The 13149-nt window shown below is 64.5% G+C and carries 13 protein-coding genes; 9 read left to right on the top strand and 4 right to left on the bottom strand.

The features are described 5' to 3' along the window. Positions 1–97: 97 nt before the first annotated feature. Positions 98–2707, bottom strand: coding sequence for a bifunctional aconitate hydratase 2/2-methylisocitrate dehydratase (gene acnB / locus IRZ56_RS15235; RefSeq protein ID WP_196145733.1), 2610 nt, complete (start codon positions 2705–2707; stop codon positions 98–100). 405 nt (positions 2708–3112) lie between these two features. On the opposite strand from acnB, the gene IRZ56_RS15230 reads away from it, so the two are divergent. Together IRZ56_RS15230 and IRZ56_RS15225 are read left to right on the top strand one after the other, a co-directional pair. After that, a complete protein-coding gene (locus tag IRZ56_RS15230) occupies positions 3113–3580 on the top strand; it encodes a DUF1289 domain-containing protein (protein ID WP_196145681.1) in 468 nt (155 codons plus the stop codon). A gap of 67 nt (positions 3581–3647) precedes the next feature. Further along, positions 3648–4265: a hypothetical protein gene (locus IRZ56_RS15225; RefSeq protein ID WP_196145680.1), complete on the top strand. Its 618-nt coding sequence runs from the start codon at positions 3648–3650 to the stop codon at positions 4263–4265. Between the two features lie 9 nt (positions 4266–4274). Here IRZ56_RS15225 and queD read toward each other — a convergent pair whose 3' ends face one another. Together queD and IRZ56_RS15215 are read right to left on the bottom strand one after the other, a co-directional pair. Continuing rightward, a complete protein-coding gene (queD, locus tag IRZ56_RS15220; protein WP_043213989.1) occupies positions 4275–4631 on the bottom strand; it encodes a 6-carboxytetrahydropterin synthase QueD in 357 nt (118 codons plus the stop codon). A gap of 51 nt (positions 4632–4682) precedes the next feature. Then, complete coding sequence (locus IRZ56_RS15215) at positions 4683–5762, bottom strand: patatin-like phospholipase family protein (RefSeq protein WP_196145679.1); 1080 nt, start codon at positions 5760–5762, stop codon at positions 4683–4685. A 163-nt stretch (positions 5763–5925) separates the two neighbouring features. Here IRZ56_RS15215 and IRZ56_RS15210 point away from each other — a divergent pair, with 163 nt between their 5' ends. The 5 genes from IRZ56_RS15210 to IRZ56_RS15190 all read left to right on the top strand — a co-directional run bounded on the left by IRZ56_RS15210 (position 5926) and on the right by IRZ56_RS15190 (position 9987). Continuing rightward, positions 5926–6234: a PepSY domain-containing protein gene (locus IRZ56_RS15210; protein WP_084855430.1), complete on the top strand. Its 309-nt coding sequence runs from the start codon at positions 5926–5928 to the stop codon at positions 6232–6234. Continuing rightward, on the top strand, positions 6234–6548 hold the full coding sequence (locus tag IRZ56_RS15205) for a PepSY domain-containing protein (RefSeq protein ID WP_196145678.1): 315 nt from the start codon (positions 6234–6236) through the stop codon (positions 6546–6548). The genes IRZ56_RS15210 and IRZ56_RS15205 overlap by 1 nt, the downstream gene beginning before the upstream one ends. Beyond that, positions 6549–7217: a response regulator transcription factor gene (locus IRZ56_RS15200; RefSeq protein WP_196145677.1), complete on the top strand. Its 669-nt coding sequence runs from the start codon at positions 6549–6551 to the stop codon at positions 7215–7217. It abuts the gene before it with no gap. Continuing rightward, positions 7214–8533 carry a sensor histidine kinase gene (locus IRZ56_RS15195; protein WP_196145676.1) on the top strand — a complete coding sequence of 440 codons (1320 nt, stop codon included), beginning with the start codon at positions 7214–7216 and terminating at the stop codon, positions 8531–8533. The genes IRZ56_RS15200 and IRZ56_RS15195 overlap by 4 nt, the downstream gene beginning before the upstream one ends. 296 nt (positions 8534–8829) lie before the next feature. After that, positions 8830–9987 carry an HPP family protein gene (locus IRZ56_RS15190; protein WP_196145675.1) on the top strand — a complete coding sequence of 386 codons (1158 nt, stop codon included), beginning with the start codon at positions 8830–8832 and terminating at the stop codon, positions 9985–9987. Here the strand turns inward: IRZ56_RS15190 and IRZ56_RS15185 are convergent. Beyond that, complete coding sequence (locus IRZ56_RS15185; RefSeq protein WP_196145674.1) at positions 9961–10827, bottom strand: LysR family transcriptional regulator; 867 nt, start codon at positions 10825–10827, stop codon at positions 9961–9963. The genes IRZ56_RS15190 and IRZ56_RS15185 overlap by 27 nt on opposite strands. A gap of 177 nt (positions 10828–11004) precedes the next feature. Here IRZ56_RS15185 and IRZ56_RS15180 point away from each other — a divergent pair, with 177 nt between their 5' ends. Next, entirely contained in the window at positions 11005–12894 is a 1890-nt protein-coding gene (locus tag IRZ56_RS15180; RefSeq protein WP_196145673.1) for a propionyl-CoA synthetase, read from the top strand. A gap of 170 nt (positions 12895–13064) precedes the next feature. Next, positions 13065–13149 (top strand): hypothetical protein (locus IRZ56_RS23170; protein WP_230381350.1); only part of this gene is annotated, 85 nt, incomplete at its 3' end.

Raw genomic sequence — 13149 nt, 5'->3', positions numbered from 1 at the left:
GAGAACGGGCTTGTCCCGCGATTGGGCCAGCATGGCCAACAAAAAAAGCCCCGGCATTTCTGCCGGGGCTTTCTCGTTACAGCCTACAGCTCAACGATTACGCCTGGACCACAGGGATCTGGGCGTTGGCCGCCGCTTCGCGGAACTCGGCGATCTGGTCGAAGCTCAGGTAGCGGTAGACGTCGGCAGCCATGCTGTCGATGTCCTTGGCGTACTGCAGGTACTCTTCGACAGTCGGCAGCTTGCCGAGGATCGAGGCAACCGCGGCCAGCTCGGCCGAAGCCAGGTAGACGTTGGTGGCGTCACCCAGGCGGTTCGGGAAGTTACGGGTCGAGGTGGAGACCACGGTCGAACCGGTCTGCACGCGCGCCTGGTTACCCATGCACAGCGAGCAGCCTGGCATTTCCATGCGCGCACCGGCCTTGCCGTAGATGCCGTAGTAGCCTTCTTCGGTCAGCTGGTGGGCATCCATTTTGGTTGGCGGCGCCAGCCACAGACGGGTCGGGATACCGCCCTTGACCTTGTCCAGCAGCTTGCCGGCAGCGCGGAAGTGACCGATGTTGGTCATGCACGAACCGATGAACACCTCGTCGATCTTGTCGCCGGCAACGGTGGACAGCAGGCGGGCATCGTCCGGGTCGTTCGGCGCGCAGAGCACAGGCTCCTTGACGTCGGCCAGGTCGATTTCGATGACTGCGGCGTACTCGGCGTCGGCATCGGCGGACAGCAGCTGTGGCTTGGCCAGCCAGGCTTCCATCGCCTGGGCGCGGCGCTCCAGGGTACGGGCATCACCGTAGCCTTCGCTGATCATCCAGCGCAGCAGGGTGATGTTGGACTTCAGGTACTCGGCGATCGACTCTTCCGGCAGTTTGATGGTGCAACCGGCGGCGGAGCGCTCGGCCGAGGCGTCGGACAGCTCGAAGGCTTGTTCGACGGTCAGCTCGTTGAGGCCTTCGATCTCCAGGATGCGACCGGAGAAGATGTTCTTCTTGCCCTTCTTCTCGACGGTCAGCAGGCCCTGCTGGATCGCGTAGTAAGGAATGGCATGGACCAGGTCGCGCAGGGTGATGCCAGGCTGCAGCTTGCCCTTGAAGCGAACCAGCACCGACTCGGGCATGTCCAGCGGCATGACGCCGGTGGCAGCGGCGAAGGCTACCAGGCCGGAACCGGCTGGGAAGGAGATGCCGATCGGGAAGCGGGTGTGCGAGTCGCCACCGGTGCCGACGGTGTCAGGCAGCAGCATGCGGTTCAGCCAGCTGTGGATGATGCCGTCGCCAGGGCGCAGGGACACGCCGCCACGGGTGCGGATGAAGTCCGGCAGGGTGTGGTGGGTGGTGACGTCGATCGGCTTCGGATAGGCCGCGGTGTGGCAGAACGACTGCATGACCAGGTCGGCGGAGAAGCCCAGGCAGGCCAGGTCCTTCAGCTCGTCGCGGGTCATCGGGCCGGTGGTGTCCTGGGAGCCGACGGTGGTCATCTTCGGTTCGCAGTAGGCACCTGGGCGCACGCCCTGGCCTTCCGGCAGACCGCAGGCGCGACCGACCATCTTCTGGGCCAGGGTGAAGCCCTTGCCGGAGTCGGCAGGCTGCTCGGGTTTCTTGAACAGGTCCGAGGCACCCAGGCCCAGCTCGGCGCGGGCTTTCTCGGTCAGGCCGCGGCCGACGATCAGCGGGATACGGCCGCCAGCGCGGACTTCGTCGAGCAGGACTTCGGTCTTCAGTTCGAAGGTGGTGACCAGCTCGTCGCTACCGTGACGACGGACTTCGCCCTTGAACGGATAGACGTCGATGACGTCGCCCATGGCCAGGTTGGTGCAGTCGAATTCGATCGGCAGGGCGCCGGCGTCTTCCATGGTGTTGTAGAAGATCGGGGCGATCTTGGTGCCGAAGCAGAAGCCACCGGCGCGCTTGTTCGGCACGTACGGGATGTCGTCGCCGAAGAACCACAGCACCGAGTTGGTGGCCGATTTACGCGAGGAACCGGTGCCGACCACGTCGCCGACGTAGGCGACCGGGAAGCCCTTGGCCTTGACCGCTTCGATCTGGGCCAGCGGGCCGACCGAGCCCGGCTGCTGCGGCTCGATGCCGTCGCGGGCCATTTTCAGCATGGCCAGGGCGTGCAGCGGGATGTCGGGGCGCGACCAGGCGTCCGGGGCAGGGGACAGGTCGTCGGTGTTGGTTTCGCCTGGCACCTTGAACACGGTCAGGGTGTATTTTTCGGCGATGGCCGGGCGGGCGGTGAACCACTCGCCAGCGGCCCAGGAATCCAGGACGGCCTTGGCATTGGCGTTGCCGGCCTTGGCTTTCTCGGCCACATCGTGGAAGGCATCGAACATCAGCAGGGTGTGCTTGAGCTGTTCGGCCGCGACGGCGCCCAGTTCGGCGTCATCCAGCAGCGCAACCAGCGTTTCGATGTTGTAGCCGCCCTGCATGGTGCCCAGCAGTTCGGTGGCGTGCTTGCGGTCGATCAGCGGCGACTTGGCTTCGCCCTTGGCGATAGCGGAGAGGAAAGCGGCCTTGACGTAGGCGGCTTCGTCGACCCCTGGGGGAACGCGGTTGGTGATCAGGTCTACGAGGAAGGCTTCTTCGCCGGCCGGCGGGTTCTTCAGCAGCTCGACCAGGCCTGCAGTTTGTTCGGCGTTCAGCGGCTGGGGCACGATGCCCAGGGCGGCACGCTCTTCGATGTGTTTGCGGTAGGCTTCAAGCACAGTTATTACCCTCATCAGTGGTCCCTAAAGGGAGTCCGGGACGCTCATCCAGCATTCCCCGCACCCATGCGCAATCACGGCTTTTTGGGCCGCCCAGCCAGGGTCGCGGAGAATCCTTACAGAAGCTGCTTTCAAAGTTTTACGCCTGTAGAACGGTGAGCTGATGAGGGCTGGCGCGGGCCATGCACGGTGGCATGCCCCGGCCAACGCCGTTCTACCGGATGAACTGTGCTCGTGACGCTTTGAAAACAGCTTCCAACGGACATTGGTGCCTTGAAAAGGCGGTGTGATTCTACGGTAAAAACGGGACGAAAGTAAGGCGGCATATGTGACTTTAACGAGTGACCGTGGTTAGACAAAGGGCTAACATGGGGCCGTGTTCCACCGTCAAGTCGTTGTTCCTACATGTCCAACCAATCCATCAAGACCCCGTGCGTCGGGCTCTGCTCCACGGTCTATGGCGACCTGGTATGCCGCGGATGCAAGCGTTTCCACCATGAAGTGATCCACTGGAACAGCTACGACGAGGACGAAAAACGTGCCGTCTGGCTGCGTCTGGAGCAGTTGCTGGTGCAGGTGATGATGGCCAAACTGGAGGTGTTCGACAAAGCCCGTCTGCGCCAGCAGCTAGAACACCGCTCCATCCGCTTCCTGGCCCATCAGTCCGAATACTGCTGGGCCTATCAGTTGATCGCCCGCGGCGCCCGCCTGATCCGCGATCTGGAAGCCTACGGCATGGCCTTGCTGCCCGAATTCCGCGACTGGGAACTGCCGCAGTTGCGCGATGCCATCGACCGGGAGTTCTTCCTGCTGTCCGAGGCCCATTACCAGCGTTATATCGCGCCGTCCTTCCTGCAGGCTGCCCTGGGCTGATTTTCCTCCTGCCCGGCGCCTCGCCGCGTCGCTAGCTTCGGCACTCGGTGATCGAGGAGGGGCTGGTGTGAGCGGTTATGTCTTTGAACCTGACCTGTGTTTCAACGCCCGCTGCTGGTGGCAGCTGCTGGGCGTACGGGTCGATCCGTGCGCCTGGGATCGTGCCGTTGGCCATTTGGCGCCGCTGTGGGTGCGCTTCGAAAGTGGCGATGGCGAAGACGGCTGGATGAGGGTGGAACCTGAAGGTGCGCTGCTACCGAGCTCCCCATTGCGTACGAGCAGTGCCGGTATTCTCTGCGATGTGCTGTGGTTTGGCGTGTACCGGATCCACGAGCAGTTCGCCTATGAGATCAGGCCGGCCTATGTCGGCCAGGCTGCCGACCTGTGGCCGAAGCTCGACTATGTAATGAGCAAGGACTTCGGCTATGTGGGGATGTCGGGGAGCCGGCACCCGGCGGGCAGCGGGCATGCACCGCTTTGGATAATCGACAGCCTCGACCCCCGGCGAGTCGAACTCGGGCAGCGGCCATGCAACCTGGAACTGATCGACCCCTCCGGAGCATCCGTCAGGCGCTACCGGCAGTTCGGTCGACCGTACCTGGCGACGCACCAGGGTGTCAGGGGCCTGCTGAGCCTGGAAATCGTCAACATGCCCGTGCCTGTGCACCCCAGGCCCTTGGGCTGAGTGCGCGGATCAGTCGCCGCTGTATTCACAACCGCTGGTGCAGGTCTCGTGGATGCGCACCTTCGACAGCTCCGGCAGCAGCGGCTTGACTTGGTCCCAGATCCACTTGGCGATCACTTCGCTGGTGGGGTTTTCCAGGCCAGGGATGTCGTTCAGGTAGTTGTGGTCCAGCTGCTCGTAGATCGGCTTGAAGATCGCCTTGATCTCGGCGAAGTCGCGGATCCAGCCGGTATGCGGGTCGAGTGGGCCGGTCAGGTGCAGGCCGACCTTGAACGAGTGGCCATGCAGGCGACCGCACTTGTGCCCGGCCGGGACGTTGGGCAGGCGGTGGGCCGATTCGAACGTAAATTCCTTGAAGATTTCCACGCTGTAGGACTCTTGAAAACAATGCTGGCCGGCAGTTTACCAGCATGCTCGTTACAAGGCTTGCAGCCGTTCGTGCAGCCGCCCGGTGGCGATCAGCTCCAGTAGCTCGTCCCCCAGGCGCTGGCTTTCGGCGATGGCTTTGTACCAGTAACGCTTGCGCGCCGGAGCATCGCCCATGAAGCGCTTGAAGTCGTTGCGGTCGGGCAGTTTGCCGTAGGGTAGGGCGGCCAGATACTGGGACGACGGAGTCACCAGCAGCACGTTCTGCAGGCGCGTGGCATCGCCTCGGCGCCAGGGCAGGGCCTTGTCGAACCAGCCGGGCACCACCTTGTCGGTGAAGTGCGGGTAGAGCACCAGATCGTCGCCTCGGTAAGGCAGGTCCAGGTGGTAGTCGAGCAGGCCGCCGTCGCGATAGGTGCCGGCTCCGGCGCCGGGAATATCGCGCACGCCTTGCATGACCATCGGGATCGAGCCTGAGGCCAGCAGGGCATGGCGCAGGTTGGTCGGGTCCAGGGGTAGACAACGCGAGGGAAAGTCGGTCAATGCGTCCAGCGGTGGTGCGGCGCGACCATCGTGCAGGATGATCCGCTCGAAGTGGCGGCCCAGGCGTGAGCGCCCCAACAGGTTGCTGGCCACCACTGAGGACAATCCCATTCCCAGGCGACCGCGGTGGTCGTCCGCCAGCAGGCCTCGGCTCTTGACCACCATGATGTTCAAGCGGTAGCGCGCATTGGCGAGAATCTGCCCGTCGCGGCCTTGCAGCAGGTCGTCGAGCATGCGCTTGCAACTCTGGCTGACCTGAGCCGGGGTCGCGCCTTTGGCGAAATCCTGCTCGGTGTACAGCTCCCCCAGACGGCGCAGGCCGGCCACGGGGTCATCGAGGCAGGCGCTGGCGAAGCGCCAGGCACCGATCGAGGCGCCGACCAGGGCGCGCTCGCGAGGTGCCGAGGGCAGCCAATGGCCGAACAATGCCAGGTCCAGGCCCTGGATGCCCAGTGGCTTGGGCCCGCCGGCAGCGCCGGGCAGGATGCCTACATCGGCGGCGTTCAGGCCGCGTTCGCGGATCTGGCGCAGGGCGCGGTGGCCAGCCTTGAAAGTCAGGGCGGGGTATTTGACGTGAATAGCGCTCATGACGGATCTCGCGGACAACAAGCGGGCCATTATAGGCCCTCGGCAGGGCGAGGCGGGTGCGGACTGCGCTATCATCACCCCGGCCTGTTTTCAGCTTCGATTAAGGACCACTGGTTAGTCTTAACCCCGTAGACAACTTGTACATCTCGATGGAGAGAACCCGATGAAAACCTTGACTGCCTTGTTCACTGCCGCCGCTCTCGCCCTGGGTGCCAACGTCGCCCTGGCCAAGGATGTCCAGCCTGACGAAGTGATAAAGCTGGTGAATGCCAAGACCATCAAGTCCCTGGACGAACTCAAGGCCGCTGCCGTGGCCAAGCATCCGGGCGCTACCGTGACCGACTCGGAGCTCGAGGACGAATACGGCCGGTACATCTACAAGGTGGAACTGCGCGACAGCCAGAACGTCGAGTGGGATGTGGACCTGGACGCCAAGACCGGTGAAGTCCTCAAGGACGAACGAGACAGCTGATGACCGATCTACCGCGAACGGTGCGCTACCTGGCGTTTGCACTGTTGGCCACCTGTTCGCTGGCCGTTGCACGTGACCTCGATCAGGATGAAGCCCTGGAGCTGCGGCAAAAGGGCGTCATCCTGCCGCTGGAACAATTGCTCGAATCCGCCCTGGGGCGTTACCCCGGGGCGCGCCTGCTGGAAGCGGAGCTCGAAGAAAAGCACGAGCGCTACGAGTACGAGGTCGAATTGCTGACACCCGATGGCGTGGTCCGCGAAATCAAGCTGGACGCCCGCAACGGAATGCTGCTCAAAGACGAGGAAGACGACTGAATGCGCCTGCTGCTTGTCGAGGACAATGTCCCCCTGGCCGACGAACTGACCGCCAGCCTGCAGCGCCAGGGCTATGCCGTGGACTGGCTGGCCGACGGCCGCGACGCGGTGTACCAGGGCCAGAGCGAGCCCTACGACCTGATCATCCTTGACCTCGGCCTGCCGGGATTGCCCGGGCTCGAGGTGCTGGCCCAGTGGCGTGCCGCCAACCTGGCCACGCCGGTGTTGATCCTAACCGCGCGCGGTTCCTGGGCCGAGCGGATCGAAGGGCTCAAGGCCGGGGCCGACGACTACCTGACCAAGCCTTTCCATCCCGAGGAACTGCAACTGCGCATCCAGGCGTTGTTGCGCCGGGCCCGTGGGCTGGCCAACCAACCGACCCTCGAAGCGGCCGGCTTGCAGTTGGACGAGGGGCGCCAATGCGTGAATCGCGATGGTGTGGACATCCAGCTGACGGCCGCCGAGTTTCGCCTACTGCGGTATTTCATGCTGCATCCGCAACAGGTACTGTCGAAAAGTCACCTGGCCGAGCATCTCTACGATGGTGAGACCGAGCGCGACTCCAACGTCCTGGAGGTGCACGTCAACCACCTGCGTCGCAAGTTGGGTCGCAGCGTGATCGAAACCCGGCGTGGCCAGGGCTACGTGTACGCCGGGAGCACCGCGTGAAGTCGATCCAGGCACGCCTGAGCCTTGGCCTGGTGGCGGTACTGGTGGTGGTCGGCCTGGTGCTGGCCCAACTGACCCTGTGGCTGTTCGAGGTGGGCCTGCAACGCTACCTCGAAGCCGGCCTGCGCAAGGAGAGCGAGAACCTTCTGGTGGCACTGGTGCGTGGGCCTACCGGCTTGCAATTGGACGAGCGCAGGATCTCCTCCGCCTATCAGCGACCCTTCTCCGGTTATTACTTTCGCATCGACTTCGACCAGGGTACCTGGCGATCCCGTTCGCTGTGGGACCTGGACATGCCCAAGCCGGCGGCGCCGGGCCTCGAGGACAGCCACGAGCTGGGGCCGGAGGGCCAGCAACTGCTTGCCCTGCGCGCCGACTACCGGCGCCTGGGCCAGGATATCTCCATCAGTGTGGCCCAGGACTACTCGCCGATCCGCGACGGCTTCCGGCGCATGCAGCAGATCGGCCTGGGCATGGGCCTGGTGGCCCTGGTGCTGGTGCTGGTGTTGCAGCGCATCACCGTGACCCGGTCGTTGCGCCCGCTCGAGCGCGCCCGCCAGCAGATCGCCCAGCTGCAACAAGGCCAGCGTTCGCAGCTCGACGCCCAAGTGCCCAGCGAGCTTCAGCCGTTGGTGGACCAGATCAACCACTTGCTGGTACACACCGAAGACAGCCTGCGCCGGTCGCGCAATGCCTTGGGCAATCTCGGCCACGCCCTGAAGACGCCTTTGGCGGTGCTGCTCAGCCTGGCGGCCAGTGAACGATTGGACGACCTGCCGGAGGTTCGCGAGCAGTTGCGCGAGCAACTGGAGCAGATCCAGCAGCGTCTTTCACGCGAACTCAACCGTGCACGCCTGGCCGGCGATGCGCTGCCAGGTGCCCAGTTCGACTGTGACGCCGAATTGCCCGGCCTGCTCGCCACGCTTGGGATGATCCACGGCGAAGGCCTGCAGCTCGGGCGTGATGTGCCGCCCGGGTTGTTGCTGCCCTGGGACCGCGAAGACCTGCTGGAGCTGCTCGGCAACCTGCTGGACAACGCCTGCAAGTGGGCCGACAGCGAAGTACGTCTGGGCATTGCGCCGAGCGCCGAAGGCTACCAGCTGTGGGTGGACGACGACGGCCCCGGCATTCCCGAGCAGGCACGCCTGCAGGTGCTCGAGCGCGGCTCGCGGTTGGACGAGCAGGTCGACGGGCATGGCCTGGGGCTTGGTATCGTGCGCGATATCGTCGAGGCCTGGGGCGGCACCTTGGCGCTGCTGGAAAGCCCCATGGGCGGCCTTCGGGTCAGCATCGACCTGCCGCGCAAGGGGCGTTGATCGGGGCCAGGAGTGTTCGGCTTGGGGTTGTTTAGCGCCTGGGAGATCGCGCGAGGGCGGCGCTCGGTCTCCCGGGCGCCTAACCTTCCCCGTCCTGCACTACAAAAAAATTGCAGTCCAGCCGCATTTTTTTGAATTGGCCCCTTGCCAGCCCACCCGGCACAATCGCCGCCATGAAACTTCCCAGTTTCCATCTCCATGGACGGAATCATTGAGCTATTGCATGCGCAATGCCGGGCCCAGGCCGACTTGGCTGGGCTTTCTTTTTAATCGGAAGACCACGATCGATCGCCCTGATGTCTGCCTCGCGTCCTGAAAGCCGTTTGCAGCGCCTGCTGCCTGCCCCCTTGAATATCCCCCCCAAAGAATGGCTGCGTGCCGGTATCGGCGCACTGCTTGGCCTGTTCCTGGCCGGCACCCTGTGCAGCATGGTCTTTGGACCCTCGGTCGCCTTGCACCTGCTCGGCCCGCTAGCGGCTTCGGCGGTACTGGTGTTCGCCGTGCATTCCGGCCCGCTGGCCCAGCCCTGGCCGGTGCTGGGCAGTTATGCCGTGGCCGGTGCGGTGGGCTTGGCCATGCGCCATGGCTTCGGCGCCGAACTGTGGGTGGCCGCGGCCGCCTTGGGGGTGTCGATCCTGTTGATGTGCCTGTTGCGCTGCCTGCACCCGCCCGGTGGCGCGGTGGCGGCCGGCGCGGTGCTGGCCGACCCGGGCCTGGTGGCGCTGGGCAATCATTTGCTCGAGCCGATCCTGTTGCACGCACTGATCCTAGTCACGGTAGGGGTGTGCTACAACCGCCTGACCGGTGTGCGCTACCCCAAGGGGGCGGTGCCGCGCAAGGACCTGCACCACACCCACGACCCGCTGCCCAGCGAGCGGGTAGGGGTGAACAGCGAAGACCTGGACGTGGCCCTGGAGGAGTTGGGCGAGTTCGTCGACGTCACCCGCGACGAACTCGAACGCATCATCCTGGCCACTGAGCAGCATGCCTTGCAACGCAGCCTGGGCGGCATCACCGCTGCCTCGGTGATGTCCCGCGACGTGCAGTTCGCTTCGCCAGCCACCACCCTGGAACAGGCCTGGAAGATGCTTTCGAGCCATCACCTCAAGACCCTGCCGGTGCTCGAAGGCGGTCGCCTGGTGGGTATCGTCAGCTTGAGCGACCTGGTGGGCCCGGCCATGGCCCGTGCGCGCTTCAGCTGGCGAGGGATGTTCCGCCGCCATACGGTGCGCATGGAGCAGGTGATGAGCCGGCGGGTGATCAGCGTCAGCAGCCAGCACCCGCTGGACCGCCTGTTGCCGCTGCTCAGCGACCACGGCCTGCACTGCCTGCCGGTGCTGGAGGACGACCATCTGGTGGGGGTGATCACCCAGACCGACCTGATCGCCGGCCTCAAGCGGCATTTGCTCAATGCCGCCGCGCAGCGTTCAGATAACCGGGTCCCAGCGCTGTGACCAATCGCTGTCGCCGGCTGCCACCAGGCGACGCAGCACGCTGAAGGCCTGTTGCAGGGCTTCGCTGTCTCGCTTGCGGGCATAGACCAGGAAGGTTGGGTAGGTGAATTCTGGCGCCTGCGGTACCCGCTCGAACACGCCCCGTTCGAGATAGGCCTGCACCACGCGGGTGCGGAAATAGCCGCTGCCGCCCTGGTCGAGGATGAACTGCAGCGCCAGCGGGCCGAGGTTGAAGCTCAGTGCCGGGCGTGCGCAGTCGGGCAGGGCGGCGTCGTGCTGGCGGCGGAAGGCTTCGCCCCAGTCGATGTAGATGTAAGGATCGGGGTGGCCGACCCGGCGCACGCGGATCAGCTTTTCTTCCATCAACTGCTCCACCTGCAGCCCAGGCCCGTAGGTCGGCTGATACACCAGCGCGGCATCGAGCAGCCCCATCTCCACCTTGCGCAGCAACGACTCGCCGTCGCTCACTTCGCTGCGGATGGCATGGCTGGGCAGTTCATGGTGCAGGGCACTGACCCAGTCGAGCATCATCGGGTTGGCAAGGCTCACCTCGCCGCCTACATGCAACACCTGCTGACAACCCTGGGGCAATGGCAGGTCGCGGCGCGCCGCTTCCCAGGTCTGCACCATCTGGTTGGCGTAGATCACGAAGGCCTCGCCATCGCTGGTCAAGCTGGCGCCGTTGCGGCTGCGCACGAACAGCTGGCAGCCCAGTTGCTGCTCCAGGCGCTGCACCCTCGCGGTGATTGCCGTCTGCGACACGAACAGGCGTTCGGCGGCGGCGACCAGGCTGCCGCAGCGCACGATTTCCAGGAAGGTACGGGCCTGATCGATATCCATTGAAGCGGCTCTGTGGCTGACGGGAGGCCTATTCTAGGCGTTTGCACCGCAATGGGGCGACTGCCCCGTGCAATCTTGCATATCGGTTGCGACTTAAGTCCGATGGCGAGGGTGGGGTAGCGGTCCATACTCCAGGTTCGCCCTTCAATAACAACAAGTATCGGGTTGCAGACCGCCATGACCTACCAGCACAGCTATGCCCATTCCATTGCCGACCCCGCCGCCTTCTGGGCCGAGCAGGCCGACCGCCTGGCCTGGCACCGCAAGCCCTCGCTGACCCTGCAGGACAACCCCGACGGTACCCACCGCTGGTTCGCCGACGGCCGCCTGAACAGTTGCTACCTGGCCCTGGACCACCAGATCGAGCAAGGCCGGGGCGAGCAGTTGGCGCTGATCTACGACTCGCCCGTGACCGGTGTGCAACAGACGTTCACCTACAACCAGTTGCGCGACGAGGTGGCACGCCTGGCAGGCCTGCTGCGACAACTGGGCGTCGGCAAGGGCGATGGCGTGATCATCTACATGCCCATGGTGCCCCAGGCGGCTATGGCCATGCTGGCTTGTGCGCGGATCGGTGCGGTGCATTCGGTGGTGTTCGGCGGTTTCGCCGCCAACGAGTTGGCCTTGCGTATCGACGATGCCCGGCCCGCGCTGCTGCTCACCGCCTCCTGCGGGCTGGAGTTCGATCGGGTGATCGAATACAAGCCGCTGGTCGACCGCGCCCTGCAACTGGCCGGGCACCAGCCGCGCCATGTGCTGGTGCTGCAGCGCCCCCAGGCTTGTGCCAGCTTGCAGCCAGGGCGCGACCTGGACTGGCATGAAGCGTTGGTCGGCATCGAGCCGGTGCCACCTGTGGCGCTGGATGCCGGCGATCCGCTGTACATCATGTACACCTCGGGAACCACCGGCAAACCCAAGGGCATCGTGCGCGAGAATGGCGGCAATGCCGTCGCGCTGTGCTACGCCATGCGCCATGTCTACGGCATGCAGGCCGGTGACGTGTGGTGGGGGATTTCCGACGTGGGCTGGGTGGTCGGCCATTCGCTGATCGTCTATGGGCCATTGATGAGCGGCTGCACCACGGTCTTCTACGAAGGCAAGCCGATCCGCACGCCGGATGCATCGGCCTACTGGCGGGTGGTGGAGCAGTACAAGGTCAACGGCCTGTTCTGCGCGCCCACCGCCATGCGCGCGATCCGCAAGGAAGACCCCGAAGGCGAGCTCATCCGCCGCCACGACTTGAGCTCGCTGCGCCAGCTGTTTCTGGCTGGCGAGAAGCTCGACTCCAGTACTCACCAATGGCTGGAGCGGGTCAGCGGCAAGGCGGTGCACGACCATTGGTGGCAGACCGAGACCGGTTGGCCGGTCACCGCGCCTTGCGTGGGCCTGGAGGGCAGTGCCGCACGGCCGGGGTCGAGCAACCGCGCGGTACCGGGGTATCACGTGCAAGTACTCGATGATGAAGGTCGGCCGCTGGGGCCGAACCAACAGGGCGCCATCGTCATCGCCTTGCCATTGCCGCCAGGGTGCAGCCAGACCCTGTGGGGCGATCATGAGCGGTACCTTCAGGCCTACCTGCACAGCTACCCGGGGTACTACCACACCGGTGACGGTGGGTACCTGGACGAGGATGGCTTTGTCTACATCATGGGGCGCACCGATGACGTGATAAACGTTTCCGGTCATCGCTTGTCCACCGGCGAGATGGAGGACCTGGTCGCGCGCCACCCGGCGGTGGCGGAGTGCGCGGTGATCGGTGTGCATGACGAGATCAAAGGCCAGGTGCCGTTAGCGCTGGTGGTGCTCAAGGATGGAGAGGGTATTTCCGAGCAACAATTGCAGAGCGAGCTGGTGGCGAGCGTGCGCGAACATATCGGGGCATTGGCCTGTTTCAGCCGGGTGCGCCTGGTCAAACGCCTGCCTAAGACCCGCTCGGGCAAGATCCTGCGGGCGGTGCTGCGCAAGATCGCCGATGGGCAGGACTACGTGGCGCCGTCGACTCTGGACGATCCGGCGGTGCTGGGGGAGATCGAAGGGGTGCTGGCGGACCTGCCGCGGGCAGGTTGATGGGGGCAAACGCTGGCCGCTGTGGGCGCGGGCTTGTCCCGCGCTTGCTTTTATAGGTGAGACTTATTTTTGAAATACGATAAATCGATTTTCCTTATTTCTTCCGACTTGCTTCCATGCATGCCAAGGATCACTCCTAAAACAACAGACAAGAAACCAGGAGCCACACCATGCGTTACGCACATCCGGGTACCGAAGGCGCGAAAATCTCCTTCAAGAGCCGCTACGGCAACTACATCGGCGGTGAGTTCGTTC

The sequence above is a fragment of the Pseudomonas guariconensis genome, assembly GCF_015680235.1.
Classification (GTDB): Bacteria; Pseudomonadota; Gammaproteobacteria; order Pseudomonadales; family Pseudomonadaceae; genus Aquipseudomonas; species Aquipseudomonas guariconensis_A.
This window is presented reverse-complemented; position numbering and strand designations above follow the sequence as displayed.

Excerpts from the sequence above, each read along its gene's own strand:
- IRZ56_RS15190 (WP_196145675.1), top strand. The coding sequence starts at position 8,830 with ATGTCTGCCTCGCGTCCTGAAAGCCGTTTGCAGCGCCTGCTGCCTGCC.
- IRZ56_RS15180 (WP_196145673.1), top strand. The coding sequence starts at position 11,005 with ATGACCTACCAGCACAGCTATGCCCATTCCATTGCCGACCCCGCCGCC.
- IRZ56_RS15230 (WP_196145681.1), top strand. The coding sequence starts at position 3,113 with ATGTCCAACCAATCCATCAAGACCCCGTGCGTCGGGCTCTGCTCCACG.
- IRZ56_RS15215 (WP_196145679.1), bottom strand. The coding sequence starts at position 5,762 with ATGAGCGCTATTCACGTCAAATACCCCGCCCTGACTTTCAAGGCTGGC.
- IRZ56_RS15200 (WP_196145677.1), top strand. The coding sequence starts at position 6,549 with ATGCGCCTGCTGCTTGTCGAGGACAATGTCCCCCTGGCCGACGAACTG.
- IRZ56_RS15205 (WP_196145678.1), top strand. The coding sequence starts at position 6,234 with ATGACCGATCTACCGCGAACGGTGCGCTACCTGGCGTTTGCACTGTTG.
- IRZ56_RS15210 (WP_084855430.1), top strand. The coding sequence starts at position 5,926 with ATGAAAACCTTGACTGCCTTGTTCACTGCCGCCGCTCTCGCCCTGGGT.
- IRZ56_RS15185 (WP_196145674.1), bottom strand. The coding sequence starts at position 10,827 with ATGGATATCGATCAGGCCCGTACCTTCCTGGAAATCGTGCGCTGCGGC.